The organism is Burkholderia cepacia GG4, assembly GCF_000292915.1.
In the GTDB taxonomy this organism is placed as follows: domain Bacteria; phylum Pseudomonadota; class Gammaproteobacteria; order Burkholderiales; family Burkholderiaceae; genus Burkholderia; species Burkholderia cepacia_D.
In genome coordinates this window covers 260359-279967 of sequence record NC_018513.1, presented here as the reverse complement: position 1 = coordinate 279967, position 19609 = coordinate 260359, and the positions used below count along the sequence as shown (strand labels likewise).

The following is a 19609-nucleotide window of genomic DNA, read 5'->3' as shown; positions in this document are numbered from 1 at the left end:
GATTTTCAATCACGCCTTGTCTCTCTGCATTTATGCGCGCTATCGCATGGGTACAATCGAGCCCAACCTAGCGCCAGCGCTCCCCAATCGCCCGAATTAGACACTAATCTGATTCTTCGACAACAACTCAAAAACACACGTTACATTCAAAAAAGCACCGGTTGCGTCACTGTTGCCGCTACGAGCACGACGACGCCCTACCGTTCCGCCAACGCAACCCCGCGTTGGCATACCTCTCAGCCGTGATGTCCACCGGCCAATCCCTACTCGAGTACCTGATCGTCTTCGCCATCGGTGTAGTCGCGTCATTCGCCATGGTATCTTCATTGCCGGCTTCCTCGCTCTAGAGGCGTAACTGTCGCTTGGATAGCCGGCGGCCACAAGGCCAAACCGCACGCCATGATCTGGATATCGGCACAGATTGTCGCTAGTTTACCAAGCTTTCAGTTCCTCCTCTGCCAACGACTCAAACTGGTGCATGTTCAAGCATTCGTTTTGGAACCACGCATTGAACGTTCCGATGAGACTATTATTAGAGGGCTTGCCATCAGCCGAAGTCGATCTGCAACTTGTAGTGGTATGTCCACATATCCACCAATCGCTCAGAGAATTCACTGCGGTATCGGCAAGCAGAAACCTCAGCAACCGGCACAGTACAAGAAGGCGATTAAATACGACCACCATATGCTCGGCTCGCAAGCGTTTCCTGATGTCAACGGCCAATGGCCCAGTTCCGTACTACTCCGATCGTAAGCGAGTGAGTCAGCGATGGATTATGGGACGAGGTATGCGTCGCCCGTTGGCTACCTCTCTCATCTCATACGCGTCACCCTGTGGCTTCTCTGCATAGCTGACGTGTACGGGGCACGCCTTCCCATAGAAGTACAGTCGGTCAAACGGTAAATTTTCCATAATCCACCGACTGACCTCTTCCATGTCCTCATCCGGGACAATGAAATCGCATGCAGCCCCTCCTCTGTCACAAATCAGCTTTCCTCTCGAACTACGTTCATAGGCAGCGTGCTGGTCGAGCTGGGGAGCGACGCGCGCCTTGATGTGTTTGCTCAACGCACGCGAACAAAATCCGTACGTCAGCTTGATGCCGCCGAAGTAATCGATGATCGGATCCAAGAGGTTGGTTGCCAGATCGTGCAGTGCATTGAACGATTCTGGTCGTTGAGGAGCATTGTCGATGCCTGTGTTCAGCTGTGTTTCGCCACATTCAATGAAATCGCGATAGCAGAAGTATTTTCCACATGACTGATCCAATGGTGGAATAGTGTCACTTCTAACAAGAGAGAAACCACGGACAGATCGTCGATGCAGCTCGAGCGAATCAGCAAACTTTAGCGCAGGAATCCCATGCCCAGCGGAGTCGAACAATTCAAGCCGTTCCAGCTCACTATCAAACGCCAGTTGCTCTGCATACCTCGGGTACTCTTCGTTTAGGTAGCGCGACTTGTAATACAGATATGGTTTCTCGTATTTTCCCCCGTACTCGAAAACTTCATAGTCTTGTTTCCGGATGTTTATTTTTATGCGCTTGGCCATGAGAGGCAAAGGAGACGCATCAAAGCCTTCGTACTCAAGCAAGGTAAGTTTTCCGGATAACGAATGTACTTTGATCAGCTGAGCCTCCCCGGCATCTCCATAAATCAAGAGGCCGCATCCGACGTAAACACGGAGAATCACCGGAAGTCGGTCTATTGCAGTGGTATGCAGGTGCAAAGCGTCTTCCTTGTCGAGCCAACCTATGCCTTGTTCTGCAGCTACCCGACAAGCCATCCGAATTGCATCTGGGGTGGCCGCATCCCTAAGCAGCCGCATACCATCAGCCTGCGCGGATCGGTAATCGCCAAAGAACGCCTTGATGTCTCTCTGCAACCTCGTTTCGAGGCTTCTGTACGGAGGGCGTTTTGAAAAGTGCCCCAATGCAAAGAATAGACGCAGGTCATCAGCGCGGACAGCGGCTGCCATCGTCAGCTGGGCTCGATCGAACGCTGTCTCGATGAAGCGCAATGCTCGCCGATAAGATCCAACATTGTTTTCAATATCCGGCAGAAATGGCACTTCGTCGCGTTCTGGCACTCTCCCCAGATCCAGGGCAACTTCCCACATGCGCCCGAGCCACGCGCGAGCATCTTCCGGTAAGCGCTCGTAGGCGCTCGATGGTTTACGAGGTCGTACGCTGCTTTCTTTGTGATGTCGTTTGAGGATTCGATTCGGCAGATCCCGTCGACGATATCGATTGGCAGTAAATCGTTGCTCGACATTCTTATCCTTGAACACGAAACACACGCCCGGCCCAACTAGAAACGCCTCCTCACCAAGCTCCTGTTGGACGTACTGCTTCAGCTCCTCCTGTGAAAAGTACTTCTGAAACGTGTTCCGCGACGTGAGCACCCCATCACGATAAGGAAGTCCTGGTGTCGCACCTCCACCCAACATGACGGCAATAGCCAGTACTTCATCCGCGACATGGAATGCCCTATGCAGGGCTTCCCGTCGTTCATTCGGGTCCTCGATGACATTCAGAACGAATCCCAGATTGACTACGGGGGCTTGGCTTATCGTATTATCGGCAGCATAGAACGGATCCCAACCACGAGCTGAGTAGCCTTGAGCGTTCAGGGTGGCGATATCGTCGCCTTTACCACAACCGTAATCTAGGATCTCTTTGCCCGGGGAAAGTAAGGCGTGTCGTATTAGAAGCTGAACGGGGGCTGACAGACTCCACCTACTTAGAGCCGTGAGATGGCGATATACCGGAGTATGATCCGAAATATCAACTGGAAGGTGTTTTGACTCAATCTCCATATTTCCAATTGGTACGAAGTCCGAACCGACAATCTTGTATCCCTTGGCAGAAACCAGACGAGACCAATTTTCTCGAAAACCGATCGTCGTTGTCTCGTCGAACAGCCCCAATTCCTCTGCCTGACGGGTAACCGCTTCGAATTTCGGGCGCAGTGGATGCGATGGCGGCAGCAACAATTCTTTCCGATGAAGAATCGGCGGATTTAGCGAGTCGAGGTATGAACGGTACGTGATCGTCTGCTCACTCTGAGCCGAGAGGCTCCACGACTCCAGAAGCACTGGAAACGAGGCGTCAAAGAAATCGTCGTATCGAAGCAGAGATATTCGTAAGGACGCGAGATTCAATTTGATTACATTTGCCCGCTCATAGGCCACCCCCGGGGCAGACTCTAGTGCAGCAATGACGATCGCCTGAAGCCCTTTCTCCAAGAACTCGATGCCGATACGATGGATATACCAGTCGTCCATGACTCGCTTGCCAAAGCTGAGGCGCGAAGACGATCGTTCGATTTCTTCCATAGTCCGCTCCCCTTACCGTCGTCGTAATAACACCAGTGGTTATCCTACGCTAACGTCACGAGATCCACTGATACTACTCTCTGCCAACGTCGCGTCGCAGCGCTTTATGAGATGGCCATCTGTATAGACTCAAACAGCTGCACCGCAAAAAGCGCGGGGCGCGTGCGCTGCCACTGACCTTTCCCCTCTGAAGTATCCCACTGTAAGGTTAGTGGCTAGGCCGCAGGAGAACCCTTGTCATGAAGAAATCGCGGTTCAGCTAAGAGCAGATTATCGGGGTGCTGAAGAAAGCCGACGCAGGCATGAAGGTCGCAGACCTATGCGGCAATGCGACGTTCTATAGCTGACGTAGCCGTTACGGCGGCATGGATGTGTCGGAAGCGCGACGATTGCGGCAACTGGAGTGACCTGCGGCGGGATTTTGTAGCCAGTTAAGCAGTGAGTCGCATGTCGATATTATCGGACTCCAGCCAGGCTCGACGGACCGTGGCTGGAGGTTGGTAGCGATGAGCGCTATGCGGGCGCCGCTCGTTGTAAAACTTTCGCCACTGCTCGATGAGCACCTTAGCTTCGGCGGGACTGCGGAACCATTCGCGATTCAGCAACTCGTCGCGCAGCTTGCCATTGAAGCTTTCGACAAAGCCGTTTTGCCATGGGCTACCGGGCGTGATGAAGGCCGGGCCGATAGACGCATCGCGCAACTAGCGCATGACGCGGGCGGCGGTAAATTCCGCGCCGTTGTCCGACCGAATGAACGCCGGCTTGCCGTACAACCGCATCAACCTCGACAGCACCAGAATCACGTCCTGCGAGCGCAGGCTGGCGCCGACCTCGATCGCCAGACATTCCCGCGTGTATTCATCGATTACGCACAGCATCTTCAAGACCCGGCCGTCCACCAACTGATCATGGACGAAGTCGTAGCTCCAAACCGAATTGGGCCGCGTCGCGCCGGGCAGGCGAATGTCGCTGCCGCAGCGTCGCCGGCGCGGTCGCCGTCTCGGGATACTCAGCTTCAGGTTTCGCCACAGGCGGCGCACCCGCGATTCGCCCAACGACAGCCATGCCGAGATACGGCGATAGCCAAAGCGCGGTACCTCCTGAGACGCTGCGATCAACTGCTCGCCCAGAAGCCGATCTTTCTCTGGCTGCTTGGGTTTGTAAGCCGGCATCCGGCGACTTAACTCCAGGTAACGACATGCCTTGCGTTGTGACAGCCCCCGCCGGATCAGGACGTCGGTGTGTCGCTTCTTCATCGAGTTCTCCTTGCCTCTAGGATAAGAGAACTCACTTGCCGCTTGGCTACACGATCTGTCTCAGGTCATCTGGTCCAGAACCACAAGCGCACTGAGCGGCTGTACCGCGCAGAAGGCCTGTCGCTTCGCCTGAAGCGTCGAAAGACACGCCCGAGTCATCCACGCGTGGTGATGCCGACAGCCAATGGCGCCGACGAAAGCTGGGCGATGGACTTTGTTGCTGACGCGCTGGTGCATGGCCGACGCATACGCATGTTGGCGATCATCGACGCGTGGAACCGCGAGTGTCCGCACATCGATGTCGACTTCTCGCTAACGGGTGTACGCGTGGCGCACGTGCTCGAGCAGTTGCGGCAACGAGGGCGATGTCCCAACCCGACTCAGGTGGATAATGGACGGGAGTTCGTCAGCAAGGCGCTCGATGCCTGGGCGCACGAACATGGCGTCAAGCTGCAGTTCATTCGTCCAGGCAAGTCGGTGGAAGACGCGCACATCGAAAGCTTCAACGGCCGACTGCGCGAAGAATGTTTGAACCAGCATGCGTTCGTCAGTCTCGACGATGCACGCATGCGAATCGAAGCCTGGCGCACCGACTACAACTCAGTGCGCCCGCATAGCGCCTTTAGGCAACTGGCGCCGGACCAATTCCGGCAACTGCATCAACCGAAAACCGGCAAGCCCACTAAATTACGAATGATGTACTCGGCGGAGTGGGGTCAGCATCTCCCGTTTGGCTATTCGACAACAAAACCGATTTATGAGATGCCCCACGAACTAGACTGTCTGTGGCGCTCGATAGAGAAGATCGCTTCGCTAGAAATCGCGAATGAGTAGGAAGACTGAAGAGAGAGCGAAACAGTAAGAGCGCGGGCCGCATGGGCTGCCACCCATACGACCCGCTGACCACCACCAACTCAACCCAGGAGTCGGAAATGGCTAACGCCAATCATAAGTCACACCCCGTCGTAACGGAACGCTTCGTCAAGATTCAAGAGTCAGCACGCCATCACTCCTTGTCTAGAGTCCTCCGTGCCATCAGAGCGCACCGGAAACTGAACACGACGTATTACCCGTGGATCAAATTAGCGGGCGTATGACTTGAGGACGCGGGATTCGAGGCGGGAGAACGCGTCCGAATTACTGTCGAGCACAAGCGACTCATCATCACGCCGATGTGATCGGCGCATTGCCCATGGTGGGCGTCGCAAGTCACCATCCGTCTAGGTAGCTCGGTGCCCGATACTCTGACCTGCCCCCTGCAAACAGGGCCAGCCGGAGTCTAGTAAAGTTCGTTTTCGGAGAAGAAGACGAACATGAAGAAGCGCTTTACGGAACAGCAAATCATCGGGTTTCTGAAGGAAGCCGAGGCCGGTGTGCCGGTCAAGGAACTGTGCAGGAAGCACGGGTTCAGTGACGCGTCGTTCTACACCTGGCGGGCGAAGTTCGGCGGCATGGAAGTCTCGGAAGCCCGCCGGCTCAAGGACCTCGAGGTGGAGAATGCCCGGCTGAAGAAACTGTTGGCCGAAGCAATGCTCGATATGGAAGCGTTGAAGGTCGTCGTCAAGGGAAAGCCCTGAGCCCGCAAGCCAAACGCGAAGCAGTGTCGGCGATTCGGGAGAAGGTCAACATCTCTGAGCGCCGCGCCTGCCGGCTTGTCGGGCTTTCTCGCAGCGTGCTGCATTACGACGCGAAGCCGGACCACGAGAATGAGGTGCTAGCGGCGCGTCTGGTGGAGTTGGCGCACGAACGTCGTCGATTCGGCTACCGCCGACTGCACGCCCTGGTGGAACGCGAAGGCACGCACGCCAATCACAAGCGCATCTATCGTCTGTACCGTGAGGCAGGGCTGGCTGTGCGGCGCCGTCGCAAGCGCCACGGCGTCATGATTGAGCGCGAGCAACTGGCATTGCCGGGCGCGCCCAACGAGGTGTGGTCAATCGATTTCGTGATGGATGCGCTTTCCAACGGCCGGCGCGTGAAGTGCCTGACCGTCGTCGACGACTTCACGAAAGAGGCTGTCGACATCGTCGTCGACCATGGCATCTCAGGTTTGTATGTCGCTCGGGCATTGGACCGTGCAGCTCGCTTCCGTGGCTATCCCAAGGCCGTGCGAACAGACCAGGGCCCCGAATTTACGAGCCGCGCGCTTGACCAGTGGGCGTATGCGAACGGCGTCACGCTGAAGTTGATTCAGGCGGGCAAGCCAACGCAGAATGCGTACATCGAGTCGTTCAACGGCAAGTTCCGCGACGAATGCCTTAACGAGCACTGGTTCACGACGCTTGCACACGCTCGGGCTGTCATCGCGGCATGGCGTCAGGACTACAACGAGCAAAGGCCGCACAGCGCATTGAACTACCTTGCGCCGTCAGAGTTTGCGGCGAAACATCGGGCAACCGCGGATGCTCCTGCCGCTTTCCAGGAGTTGGTTTAAAGGGACTTTGCTAGAAGCCCATTGGCCCTACTGATGGGGGCAGGTCAACTCCGCACCGTTAGTAACTGTGACAAGCGACGATCGTGCTGCAATCGCAGCGGGCCGGTCACTCAGGCCCGCTGCCGTGTAGCCTTTCAGCACGAGCTGCAACCCATACCAGGCGCACCGCGCATTTCCGTCGCTCAAATGCAAAAACCCCCGCCTTTCGGGCGGGGGTTTCTGGCTTAGGGAGCCTGACGATTACCTACTTTCACACGGGAATCCGCACTATCATCGGCGTAGAGTCGTTTCACGGTCCTGTTCGGGAAATTTCCCCCCGACAAGGGGAAATTTCCGTTACCCTTTAAGACCCGGTTAATAGTTTACGGGCCCGCCCGGTTTACCCGGGGAATTTCAATCCAAAAAGCTTTGCGACCCCCATCCATTTAATCTTTCCGGGCACCGGGGCAAGGGGTTCACCACCCTTATACGTTCCACTTTTCGTGTTTTGCAAAAGTGCTTGGGTTTTTTATTAAACCAGTTGCAAGCCCCCCAGTTTTATTGCAAACCCCTTTCAACCCTTTGCCCGGCAAGGGGCATTCAAGCTACAAAGGGCGGTACCTTATCCCGGAAGTTACGGGTACCAATTTGCCGGAGTTCCTTTTTCCCGAGTTCTTTCCAAGCGCCTTAGAATATTCATCTCGGCCCACCTGGGTCGGTTTGCGGTACGGTCATCATTAGACTGAAGCTTAGAGGCTTTTTCTTGGAACCACTTCCAATTGCTTCGCTCCCTAAAGAGCTCGCGCCACACCCTTGAATTACGCACCCGGATTTGCCTAAGTGCCTTCTCCAATGCAGCGACCGGGACTTCCACACCCGCACGGGCCACTACGATCCCTTACCACTCACTGCGCTGATATTCTTGGTGGAGGAGGTTGGATTCGAACCAACGTAGGCGTAAGCCAACAGATTTACAGTCTGCCCCCTTTAGCCACTCGGGCACCCCTCCGTAGAGAACTGACGATTATGGGGGTGCATCGAACTCTTGTCAAGCACATCCGGAAGATTATTTTCATTCTCTTCCAGCGCGCCCGCTCGACTCACCCGACACCCACACTCGCCTGGCTGAGGCAAGCACGAGAGGATCGCCTATCGGCGCCCACATCTTCGTCAGACTCCGCCTTCAGCGCCGATTTGCATCTTCGCTGAAAACGAAAGACCGCCATCATACGACCTCCCGCGCATAATGCCAAGCGGGCAGATGAAAAAAATCGCAATTTCCATGCCGGATGGGTTTGCAGCACCTTCTTCGGCGGCTCGAACCGGTCGAAGTCGGTTAATAGCGACACATCAGCCTGCCGCCAGCTACGGGACGGCTCGCGACTTTACAGGGTTGGCCGGCGCGCCGAAACCGGATTCGGGATAGAGCACCGCCGCTTCCGCCAGCTCCGCTGCGACGCCAGAACCGACCTTTCAGGAACAGGTGCCAGGATCGACGAAGCCCTCATCACCGCGATCGGAAAGCAGGCACGGTACCATCCCGTGTCGCGCGATCGCCCCCTCCTCCGCCCCATGCGAGATCCAGTTTTCCTTTTTGCCTTCGCGTTGATCTTCTGCGCTCCCGCGGCACAAGCAGGCACCCCCGAAAATGCCTGGTGCCGCGCAGGAACGATCGCCGCGATCCGGCAGCAGGCGCTTTCCGAGAGCCACACCGCGCTCGCGGCGTACGACACGACACGTTAAAGCCGGCCATCGACGCCGGTTGCTTGGCCGCGACATATGACGGGGCGAAACCCGCGAGCGCCATGACTCCGGAAGCGATTGCGTACGCGTGGCTACTGAACGATGCATCGGTCTACCTTATCGCAGCCAGCAGCGACGATGACGCCACCCGGGGCGACTCGGACAACGCGACCTGCCTTGATGTCTTGCTGCCGCTGATACGCGACGATATGCGACCGCGCTCCGGGCTGCCGCATGGCCCTGCGCATCGCCGTCGCAGCGAACGTCCAGCAGTGCAGCGCGTGTTGTGTCGGACCGTCGTGCAGGCCGACCAACATGAGCGTTTGGTCGGCCTATCAGAGCGAGGCCGCGTTGTACACACGACGTCCGTCATGTCGATACGACGCGCGTCTCGTTCAGTTGAGCGCATATACCTGCGTCGGCTTCGACGGCGGGGCATATGGCGCGCCTCATACCGATCAGGATGCAGGGAAGTTGACGTGCGACGCGAGTTCGTCGCCATCGATCGCTCGTTGCCCGGCGCTGCCGCGTTGACCCGAGAACAGGGTAAAAGCGCGATTCGCCGGCTTGCCGCGGTCGAGCATTCGGCATTGAGCGATCCAGGCACCGCATGCACGGTACGGTCGACCGGCGTCAACCTGGACGGTGCGCATTTTGCATTGATGGGCGAAGGTCGTGACTGCTTCGGCGGCACCGCCTATTCGCTCGTCGAGGAAATCTACGTCCTCCGGAATGGCCAGCCCGCGCTCGTCAGAAACAACAGCGCGGACTTCTGACAGGATCGAGCCGCTGGACAAATTTTGCGTCTTGCTGCGTCGACTTCGCTGGATCGCTCGATGACGGTTTTGCACCTCATTCGGCTACCAACGGTCTTGCTCTCGCGGGCTTGCGCTGCTGACGGAGATGCTGCGGATGTGCCCCGAATTGCGCCAATTGCGGGGCGGCTTCACCACCAAAAAATCGCCGACATTGACCGAAGATAGCAAAGGTAGACCACCAATTAACTAGAAATAACAAATTGACCAAACACGACGCCTCGTTGCGATGTGCGACGTACCCCAGGGGACAAATAGCGGTGAAAGACCAGGAGACGAAATCGCGCCGAGCATGACGCAGCCAGTCCCGGCAGCCAGACGAGTCACCGGACCCTCGCCGCGCGCCCGGGGGATCGGCGGCGTAACCGCCGGTCGAGTCATTCGGAGGATGGAAACCGCATGGCACTCAGTGCCTGCGGCTGTAGAGCCGAAGGAAGCCGCGGATCTCGCTGCGCGAGGTCCGATGCTGCCGGCCGTGATGCGGATTGAATTGCCTCGTTCAGCTGCCGCCAGCTCAAACGATTCAGCGTCGATCCGGCAACCGTGCTGCGAGCGGTGCGAGACTCACGGTCATGGCTGCGGTCCGACAACGGGTTGCAGCGAGATCCAGTTGATCTCAACCAGGTTGCGGCATGGAGTTACCGGCGTGCATTAGAGTACAGCTCGCGGCCAGCTCACCGCCCGTCGATGCCAGCGACCAGCTCAGCGCCTCAGCACCCCACCATTTCCGCCGCGCCAATGCAAAAACCCCCGCCTTTCGGGCGGGGGTTTCTGGCTTAGGGAGCCTGACGATTACCTACTTTCACACGGGAATCCGCACTATCATCGGCGTAGAGTCGTTTCACGGTCCTGTTCGGGATGGGAAGGGGTGGGACCGACTCGCTATGGTCATCAGGCAAAGAGGGTTGTCGCGTTGCTTCGCAACGCGACCAATCTGGGAAGAAGCAGTAATTTTGGTTGTGTGTATCACACACGAGAATCCAACTTGTCGCTCTGGATCTTGCGGCCAGTGCTTGCGCACGGCGCCGATCTACAAGGCAGACTTGTTATAGGATCAAGCCTTACGGGCAATTAGTATCAGTTAGCTGAACGCATTACTGCGCTTACACACCTGACCTATCAACGTCCTGGTCTCGAACGACCCTTCAAGGGGATCTAGTCCCCAGGGATATCTCATCTTAAGGCGAGTTTCCCGCTTAGATGCTTTCAGCGGTTATCTCTTCCGAACATAGCTACCCGGCGATGCCACTGGCGTGACAACCGGTACACCAGAGGTTCGTCCACTCCGGTCCTCTCGTACTAGGAGCAGCCCCCTTCAAATATCCAACGCCCACGGCAGATAGGGACCAAACTGTCTCACGACGTTTTAAACCCAGCTCACGTACCTCTTTAAATGGCGAACAGCCATACCCTTGGGACCGGCTACAGCCCAGGATGAGATGAGCCGACATCGAGGTGCCAAACACCGCCGTCGATATGAACTCTTGGGCGGTATCAGCCTGTTATCCCCAGAGTACCTTTTATCCGTTGAGCGATGGCCCTTCCATACAGAACCACCGGATCACTATGACCTGCTTTCGCACCTGCTCGACTTGTCGGTCTCGCAGTTAAGCACGCTTATGCCATTGCACTATCAGCACGATTTCCGACCGTACCTAGCGTACCTTCGTACTCCTCCGTTACGCTTTGGGAGGAGACCGCCCCAGTCAAACTGCCTACCATGCACTGTCCCCGACCCGGATCACGGGCCAAGGTTAGAACCTCAAACAAACCAGGGTGGTATTTCAAGGACGGCTCCACCGAAACTAGCGTTCCGGTTTCATAGCCTCCCACCTATCCTACACAGATCGGTTCAAAGTCCAATGCAAAGCTACAGTAAAGGTTCATGGGGTCTTTCCGTCTAGCCGCGGGTAGATTGCATCATCACAAACACTTCAACTTCGCTGAGTCTCGGGAGGAGACAGTGTGGCCATCGTTACGCCATTCGTGCAGGTCGGAACTTACCCGACAAGGAATTTCGCTACCTTAGGACCGTTATAGTTACGGCCGCCGTTTACCGGGACTTCAATCAAGAGCTTGCACCCCATCATTTAATCTTCCGGCACCGGGCAGGCGTCACACCCTATACGTCCACTTTCGTGTTTGCAGAGTGCTGTGTTTTTATTAAACAGTCGCAGCCACCAGTTTATTGCAACCCCTTCACCCTTTGCCCGCAGGGGCATCAAGCTACAAGGGCGTACCTTATCCCGAAGTTACGGTACCAATTTGCCGAGTTCCTTCTCCCGAGTTCTCTCAAGCGCCTTAGAATACTCATCTCGCCCACCTGTGTCGGTTTGCGGTACGGTCATCATTAGACTGAAGCTTAGAGGCTTTTCTTGGAACCACTTCCAATTGCTTCGCTCCCTAAGGAGCTCGCGCCACACCCTTGAATTACGCACCCGGATTTGCCTAAGTGCCTTCTCCAATGCAGCGACCGGGACTTCCAACACCCGGACAACCTTCCGCGATCCGTCCCCCCATCGCATCTAACAATGGTGCAGGAATATTGACCTGCTTCCCATCAGCTACGCATTTCTGCCTCGCCTTAGGGGCCGACTCACCCTACGCCGATGAACGTTGCGTAGGAAACCTTGGGCTTACGGCGAGGGGGCCTTTCACCCCCTTTATCGCTACTCATGTCAGCATTCGCACTTCCGATACCTCCAGCACGCTTTTCAACGCACCTTCGCAGGCTTACGGAACGCTCTCCTACCATGCGTGCAAAGCACGCATCCGCAGCTTCGGTATATAGCTTAGCCCCGTTACATCTTCCGCGCAGGACGACTCGATCAGTGAGCTATTACGCTTTCTTTAAAGGGTGGCTGCTTCTAAGCCAACCTCCTGACTGTTTTAGCCTTCCCACTTCGTTTCCCACTTAGCTATATTTGGGGACCTTAGCTGGCGGTCTGGGTTGTTTCCCTCTTGACACCGGACGTTAGCACCCGATGTCTGTCTCCCGTGATTGCACTCTTCGGTATTCGGAGTTTGCTATGGCGGGGTAATCTGCAATAGACCCCCCAACCATGACAGTGCTCTACCCCCGAAGGTGAGACACGAGGCACTACCTAAATAGTTTTCGGAGAGAACCAGCTATTTCCAAGTTTGTTTAGCCTTTCACCCCTATCCACAGCTCATCCCCTAACTTTTCAACGTTAGTGGGTTCGGACCTCCAGTACGTGTTACCGCACCTTCATCCTGGCCATGGATAGATCACTTGGTTTCGGGTCTACGCCCAGCAACTGAACGCCCTATTCGGACTCGCTTTCGCTACGCCTGCCCTATACGGTTAAGCTTGCTACTGAACGTAAGTCGCTGACCCATTATACAAAAGGTACGCCGTCACCCCTTACGAGGCTCCGACTGTTTGTATGCATGCGGTTTCAGGATCTATTTCACTCCCCTCCCGGGGTTCTTTTCGCCTTTCCCTCACGGTACTGGTTCACTATCGGTCGATCACGAGTATTTAGCCTTGGAGGATGGTCCCCCCATCTTCAGACAGGATTTCACGTGTCCCGCCCTACTTGTCGCACACCTAGTTCTTTCATACTGTTTTCGCCTACGGGGCTATCACCCGCTATGGCCGCACTTTCCAGAGCGTTCGGCTAACAATACAAATAAAGAGTGCAAGGCTCATCCCATTTCGCTCGCCACTACTTTGGGAATCTCGGTTGATTTCTTTTCCTGCGGTTACTTAGATGTTTCAGTTCACCGCGTTCGCTTCGCATAGCCTATGTATTCAGCTATGGATACTCCAAAAGGAGTGGGTTTCCCCATTCGGACATCTACGGATCAAAGCTTGTTTGCCAGCTCCCCGTAGCTTTTCGCAGGCTACCGCGTCCTTCATCGCCTGTGATCGCCAAGGCATCCACCACATGCACTTGTTCGCTTGACCCTATAACGAGTCTGTCTCATCGACAGTCGCTACAGGTTGAGTTCTCGCGTTGTGCCGTATTCCAATTGAGTCAAACATAGAGTTCGAATCATCTTGAGATACATCGATACAATCACAACCCGGATAGTTTTCACGTCCATCTCATAGACGCTTCCGCTATCCAAATTACTTACTTCTTCCAGATTGTTAAAGAACGACAGCCGATACTTTCGTACCGCTCTGACTGGCTCAATCGCCAATGAGAAAGACTCGAATGAATCATCATTCGAACATTTTTCATTGAAGATTATCGAAAGCGGCCGGCATTATAACCGATAAAACCGCTAACAGACAGTCTTTCTGTCTTTATCAACAGCCGATAAGCGTGAGCGCTCAACTTTGCGAGAAGCTCTGGAAAGGAGGTGATCCAGCCGCACCTTCCGATACGGCTACCTTGTTACGACTTCACCCCAGTCATGAATCCTACCGTGGTGACCGTCCTCCTTGCGGTTAGACTAGCCACTTCTGGTAAAACCCACTCCCATGGTGTGACGGGCGGTGTGTACAAGACCCGGGAACGTATTCACCGCGGCATGCTGATCCGCGATTACTAGCGATTCCAGCTTCATGCACTCGAGTTGCAGAGTGCAATCCGGACTACGATCGGTTTTCTGGGATTAGCTCCCCCTCGCGGGTTGGCAACCCTCTGTTCCGACCATTGTATGACGTGTGAAGCCCTACCCATAAGGGCCATGAGGACTTGACGTCATCCCCACCTTCCTCCGGTTTGTCACCGGCAGTCTCCTTAGAGTGCTCTTGCGTAGCAACTAAGGACAAGGGTTGCGCTCGTTGCGGGACTTAACCCAACATCTCACGACACGAGCTGACGACAGCCATGCAGCACCTGTGCGCCGGTTCTCTTTCGAGCACTCCCACCTCTCAGCGGGATTCCGACCATGTCAAGGGTAGGTAAGGTTTTTCGCGTTGCATCGAATTAATCCACATCATCCACCGCTTGTGCGGGTCCCCGTCAATTCCTTTGAGTTTTAATCTTGCGACCGTACTCCCCAGGCGGTCAACTTCACGCGTTAGCTACGTTACTAAGGAAATGAATCCCCAACAACTAGTTGACATCGTTTAGGGCGTGGACTACCAGGGTATCTAATCCTGTTTGCTCCCCACGCTTTCGTGCATGAGCGTCAGTATTGGCCCAGGGGGCTGCCTTCGCCATCGGTATTCCTCCACATCTCTACGCATTTCACTGCTACACGTGGAATTCTACCCCCCTCTGCCATACTCTAGCCTGCCAGTCACCAATGCAGTTCCCAGGTTGAGCCCGGGGATTTCACATCGGTCTTAGCAAACCGCCTGCGCACGCTTTACGCCCAGTAATTCCGATTAACGCTTGCACCCTACGTATTACCGCGGCTGCTGGCACGTAGTTAGCCGGTGCTTATTCTTCCGGTACCGTCATCCCCCGACCGTATTAGGGTCAAGGATTTCTTTCCGGACAAAAGTGCTTTACAACCCGAAGGCCTTCTTCACACACGCGGCATTGCTGGATCAGGCTTTCGCCCATTGTCCAAAATTCCCCACTGCTGCCTCCCGTAGGAGTCTGGGCCGTGTCTCAGTCCCAGTGTGGCTGGTCGTCCTCTCAGACCAGCTACTGATCGTCGCCTTGGTAGGCCTTTACCCCACCAACTAGCTAATCAGCCATCGGCCAACCCTATAGCGCGAGGCCCGAAGGTCCCCCGCTTTCATCCGTAGATCGTATGCGGTATTAATCCGGCTTTCGCCGGGCTATCCCCCACTACAGGACATGTTCCGATGTATTACTCACCCGTTCGCCACTCGCCACCAGGTGCAAGCACCCGTGCTGCCGTTCGACTTGCATGTGTAAGGCATGCCGCCAGCGTTCAATCTGAGCCAGGATCAAACTCTTCAGTTTAAACCTGTTACTGTTTTCGGTTCAGTTAAGAACCGGTCGCTCACTCAAAGCTGACAGGAATATGAATTGCTTCATAAACCTGACTTACTTTAGTGTGAGACTCTTGATACTTTCGCTATCTGATCCGAAGATCAGCTCGCTGCCATCAAGCGCCCACACTTATCGGCTGTTAATTTTTAAAGAGCATTTCTGCAAGAAACTTCGCGTTTCTCAGCAGCGCTGCGTTTTCAGCAGCAGAGAAGCGAGATTATGAACCGTCTTTTTCAACTCGTCAACAACTTTTTTAACTACTTCGTTGCGACGGCTGGGGTTCAACTTCGTGTGCGCCTGGGTCGCTACCACCAACCCCGACAGCACCGCTTCCCTTCCCTCCCGCGCTGCGTTTCCGTTAGCGCGAAAGAGGCGTGATTCTAAGCACCCTGCCCCGTCTCCGCAAGCCCCTTTGTGAAAATATTTTGAAAAAGCCCCCGTGCGCTGCCGCGCACGGGGGCTTTGGGTTCGTTGGGCTACGTGTCGCCCCCGATCTTGAGGCAGCGGGCGGCTCGCCCCTCTATATATAAGGCGACGTCACTTGCCGCCGACCGCGGCCTGCAGCTGCTCCACCGGAACCGCATCGGCCATCGCCGCATAGCCGGCGTCGCTCGGGTGAATACCGTCGCCGCTATCGTAGCGGCGCTGCAGCACACTCGGGCGCGCCGGATCGCGCAGTACCGCGTCGAAGTCGACCACACCGTCGAACCCGCCGCCGCTCCGAATCCACCGGTTCACCTCGAGCCGGATCGCCTCGCGTCCGGCCGGCAACGCGGCAGGCGTGAGCGTCGCACCGAAGACCTTCACCCCCTGGCGGTGCGCTGCCTCGATCAACCGGCGATAGCCGTCGATCAACGACGCGGCCGTGACCTGCGTGTGGGGACTGTCGCAATCGAGCCCGGCTCGCGGCGGCATCGTCGCAAAATTGATGTCATTGATACCGATCAGAACGATAGCCGCCTTCACCCCCGCACGCGACAGCGCATCGCGCTCGAACCGCGACGCCAGCGACGTGCCGTAGCATGCCGAATCGCTGAGCAGCCGGTTGCCGCTGATCCCGAGATTCACCACGCCGAGCGAATCCGGCCCCGACGCGGCCAGCCGGCGCGTCAGCGCGTCCGGCCAGCGCCGGTTCAGATTCAGGCTGGAACGCAATCCGTCGGTGATCGAATCGCCGATCGCCGCGACACTCGCCCGCGCGGAACCGGCCTCGACGGCAAGCTCGGTCACCCATACATATTGGGTAAAGCGGGTGCGGAACGCGCTGGCGCCCGAATCGTTCACGTGATCGCCCGGCGCCGATACGTAATTGTATTGATTCGACACGCGGTGCCACACGGTCATCCGCTGGTTCGCGCCCATCCGGAGACTGACAGCAACCGGCCGCCCGGCCGTCACGTCGATCGCCACCGGGTCGCTCTCGAGTTCCTGGCCCGGCGCGAGCGTCACCGACGCCTTGCCGCCGAAGCGCACCGGAGCGGCGGTACCGTCCGCAAGCGCGGCGCCGTCACCCGCGCGCGCAAGACCGGCAACCTCGATCACCAGCGGCGCGCGACCGTATGCATTGCTGACGCGAATCCGCGCGGCACGCCCCGACACCGTCGGGTAGACGATCTGCCGGACGGTCCGCCCGGCCACGTCGGGCGCGCGATAGAGGGGCGGCGGCGCGGCGAGGTCGGGAATCGGCTGCAATGCGGTCGCCCATGCGGCGACCCACCCTGCCGGCGCGGCCGAGGCCGCAAGCGGCGACAGGAAAACGGACGCGCCCAACACGGTCGCGACGAAACTGCTTCGGAATGACATCGGCGAAATCCTCATCGGAAAGCGGGCATTGTGCCGCAGAAGCCGCCGCTGACACGCGCCGAACCGCCCTTTGCCCGTGCGATTGCGCCCCGACGCCCCACGTTTACCCGAGTCTTACCGCAAATCGTCAAGAAATTTATTAACCGACCGGTCGGTTGGTTTATACTGCGCACACATTCAACCGGACGAGAACCTCCGCCATGTACACGCAATCCCTCGACATCCCCGGCAACGTCGCGCCGCTCGACGCCGCAGCCGAGTCGCCCGAGCAGGCGCGGTTCGACGCGGTCGTGGCCGCGGACGGCAAGATCGAACCGCAGGACTGGATGCCCGACGCCTACCGCAAGACGCTGGTCCGTCAGATCTCGCAGCACGCGCACTCGGAAGTCGTCGGCATGCTGCCGGAGGGCAACTGGATCTCGCGCGCGCCGAGCCTGAAGCGCAAGGCGATCCTGCTCGCGAAGGTCCAGGACGAAGCCGGCCACGGCCTTTATCTTTATAGCGCGGCCGAAACGCTCGGCGTGTCGCGCGATTCGCTGATCGACGCGCTGCACGCCGGCAAGGCGAAATATTCGAGCATCTTCAACTATCCGACGCCGACCTGGGCCGACGTCGGCGTGATCGGCTGGCTCGTCGACGGCGCCGCGATCATGAACCAGATCCCGCTGTGCCGCTGCACGTACGGCCCGTACGCGCGCGCAATGATCCGCGTGTGCAAGGAAGAGTCGTTCCACCAGCGCCAGGGCTTCGATGCGCTGCTGTCGATGATGAAGGGCACCGACGCGCAGCGCGCGATGGTCCAGCAGGCGGTGAACCGCTGGTGGTGGCCGGTGCTGATGATGTTCGGCCCGAGCGACGCCGATTCGGTCCACAGCAACCAGTCCGCGAAATGGGGCATCAAGCGGATCACGAACGACGACCTGCGGCAGAAGTTCGTCGACGCGACGGTCGACCAGGCGAAGGTGCTCGGCGTGACGCTGCCGGACCCGGACCTGAAGTGGAACGAGGCGCGCGGTCACCACGACTACGGCACGATCGACTGGGACGAATTCTGGCGCGTGGTGAACGGTGACGGCCCGTGTAACAAGGAACGCCTCGCGACCCGCGTGAAAGCACACGACGACGGCGCCTGGGTGCGTGAAGCGGCGCTCGCGCACGAAGCGAAGCGCCAAGCCCGCGCCGAACAGCACGCCGCCTGAGCGGCAACACTCGAATTCAGGAATCAGGAGAAAGCGATGAACAAGGAATGGCCGATCTGGGAAGTGTTCGTGCGCAGCAAGCAGGGCCTCGACCACAAGCATTGCGGCAGCCTGCACGCGGCCGACGCGTCGATGGCGCTGCGCATGGCGCGCGACGTCTACACGCGCCGCCAGGAAGGCGTGAGCATCTGGGTGGTGCCGTCGGCGGCGATCACCGCGTCGGATCCGGCCGAGAAGGCCGAGCTGTTCGAACCGGCGGGCGACAAGATCTACCGTCACCCGACGTTCTACACGCTGCCCGACGAAGTCAACCACATGTAACGCCCGCGCCATGACGATCACGCCCGAACACCTCTCCTACGTGCTGCGCCTCGCGGACAACGCGCTGATCCTCGGTCAGCGCAACGCCGAATGGTGCGGCCACGGCCCGATCCTCGAGGAAGACATCGCGCTCACCAACATGAGCCTCGACCTCATCGGCCAGGCCCGCATGCTGTACACGCACGCAGCCGAACTCGAGCGCCAGCTCAACGGCGCGGCGAAGACGGAAGACGACTACGCGTATTTCCGCACCGAACGCGAGTTCGCGAACTTCACGCTCGCCGAGCTGCCGCACTACGGCCCGATCGCCGGCACCGCGCACGCCGACAAGGACTACGCGGTGACGATCGTGCGCAACTTCCTCTACGCGACGCTGATGCTGCACGTGTGGAGCGCGCTCGAAACGTCGACGGACGCGCAACTCGCCGCGATCGCCGCGAAATCGGTGAAGGAGACCCGCTATCACGTGCAGCACGCACGCGAATGGCTCGTGCGCCTCGGCGACGGCACCGACGAATCGAACCGCCGCGCGCAGGCAGCGCTCGATTACCTGATCCCGTACACGCGCGAATTCTTCGCGGCCGACGCGATCGACGACGCGATCTCCGCCCCGGGCATCGGCCCGGCACCGGCCGCGCTCGAAGCCGCGTGGCGCGCGGACGTGGACGATGCACTCGCCGAAGCGACGCTCGTGCTGCCGGCGCCCGTACAGCATGTGACGACCGGCAAGCAGGGCGAGCACTCGGAGCACATGGGCTACCTGCTCGCGGAAATGCAGAGCCTCGCGCGCCAGCATCCCGGCGCGACCTGGTAACCGGCCGACCCAACGGAGCCC

8 protein-coding genes, 3 rRNA genes, 3 pseudogenes and 1 other annotated feature are annotated in these 19609 nt (G+C 57.7%); of the genes and pseudogenes, 7 read left to right on the top strand and 7 right to left on the bottom strand.

Translation table 11 applies throughout. The features are described 5' to 3' along the window. Positions 1-435 precede the first annotated feature (435 nt). From GEM_RS32085 to GEM_RS01230, 3 genes and pseudogenes are all read right to left on the bottom strand, one after another. A pseudogene (locus tag GEM_RS32085) lies at positions 436-723 on the bottom strand (integrase core domain-containing protein); the annotation flags it as partial. 39 nt (positions 724-762) lie between these two features. Then, positions 763-3336 (bottom strand): DNA phosphorothioation-associated putative methyltransferase, encoded by a 2574-nt coding sequence (locus tag GEM_RS29340; RefSeq protein WP_014895639.1) that lies wholly within the window; start codon positions 3334-3336, stop codon positions 763-765. A gap of 431 nt (positions 3337-3767) precedes the next feature. Beyond that, positions 3768-4571, bottom strand: a pseudogene (locus GEM_RS01230) (IS3 family transposase); the annotation flags it as partial. A 192-nt stretch (positions 4572-4763) separates the two neighbouring features. Between GEM_RS01230 and GEM_RS01225 the strand changes: the two are divergent. From GEM_RS01225 to GEM_RS31030, 4 genes and pseudogenes are all read left to right on the top strand, one after another. After that, positions 4764-5426 (top strand): integrase core domain-containing protein, encoded by a 663-nt coding sequence (locus GEM_RS01225; RefSeq protein ID WP_080599346.1) that lies wholly within the window; start codon positions 4764-4766, stop codon positions 5424-5426. Positions 5427-5698: 272 nt separating this feature from the next. Next, a pseudogene (locus tag GEM_RS32480) lies at positions 5699-5770 on the top strand (hypothetical protein); the annotation flags it as partial. 135 nt (positions 5771-5905) lie between these two features. Further along, positions 5906-7026 (top strand): IS3-like element IS407 family transposase gene (locus GEM_RS01215; protein WP_148283797.1). Its coding sequence is split into 2 segments (ribosomal slippage): positions 5906-6164 and positions 6164-7026, totalling 1122 coding nucleotides; the frame shifts between segments, so codons are not numbered across the junction. 257 nt (positions 7027-7283) lie between these two features. Then, positions 7284-8055 (bottom strand) — a sequence feature (23S ribosomal RNA rRNA prediction is too short). A gap of 1172 nt (positions 8056-9227) precedes the next feature. After that, positions 9228-9524, top strand: a complete 297-nt coding sequence (locus tag GEM_RS31030; protein ID WP_148283796.1) for a hypothetical protein — start codon at positions 9228-9230, stop codon at positions 9522-9524. A gap of 822 nt (positions 9525-10346) precedes the next feature. On the opposite strand, the gene rrf is transcribed toward GEM_RS31030, so the two are convergent. The 4 genes from rrf to GEM_RS01185 form a co-directional block, all read right to left on the bottom strand. After that, positions 10347-10459, bottom strand: a 5S ribosomal RNA gene (gene rrf, locus GEM_RS01200). A gap of 154 nt (positions 10460-10613) precedes the next feature. Continuing rightward, positions 10614-13494 (bottom strand): 23S ribosomal RNA (locus tag GEM_RS01195). A gap of 394 nt (positions 13495-13888) precedes the next feature. Further along, positions 13889-15421 (bottom strand): 16S ribosomal RNA (locus GEM_RS01190). Together the 16S, 23S and 5S rRNA genes form the textbook arrangement of a ribosomal RNA operon. 567 nt (positions 15422-15988) lie before the next feature. After that, on the bottom strand, positions 15989-17254 hold the full coding sequence (locus GEM_RS01185; protein ID WP_014895633.1) for an SGNH/GDSL hydrolase family protein: 1266 nt from the start codon (positions 17252-17254) through the stop codon (positions 15989-15991). A gap of 200 nt (positions 17255-17454) precedes the next feature. Between GEM_RS01185 and paaA the strand changes: the two genes are divergently transcribed. Genes paaA through paaC form a run of 3 tightly spaced genes read left to right on the top strand, consistent with a single transcriptional unit; the run spans position 17455 to position 19588 of the window. Further along, positions 17455-18453: a 1,2-phenylacetyl-CoA epoxidase subunit PaaA gene (paaA, locus tag GEM_RS01180; protein WP_014895632.1), complete on the top strand. Its 999-nt coding sequence runs from the start codon at positions 17455-17457 to the stop codon at positions 18451-18453. Positions 18454-18489: 36 nt separating this feature from the next. Continuing rightward, positions 18490-18774: a 1,2-phenylacetyl-CoA epoxidase subunit PaaB gene (paaB, locus tag GEM_RS30830; protein WP_014895631.1), complete on the top strand. Its 285-nt coding sequence runs from the start codon at positions 18490-18492 to the stop codon at positions 18772-18774. Between the two features lie 10 nt (positions 18775-18784). Further along, on the top strand, positions 18785-19588 hold the full coding sequence (paaC, locus tag GEM_RS01170; RefSeq protein WP_014895630.1) for a 1,2-phenylacetyl-CoA epoxidase subunit PaaC: 804 nt from the start codon (positions 18785-18787) through the stop codon (positions 19586-19588). Positions 19589-19609 lie beyond the last annotated feature (21 nt).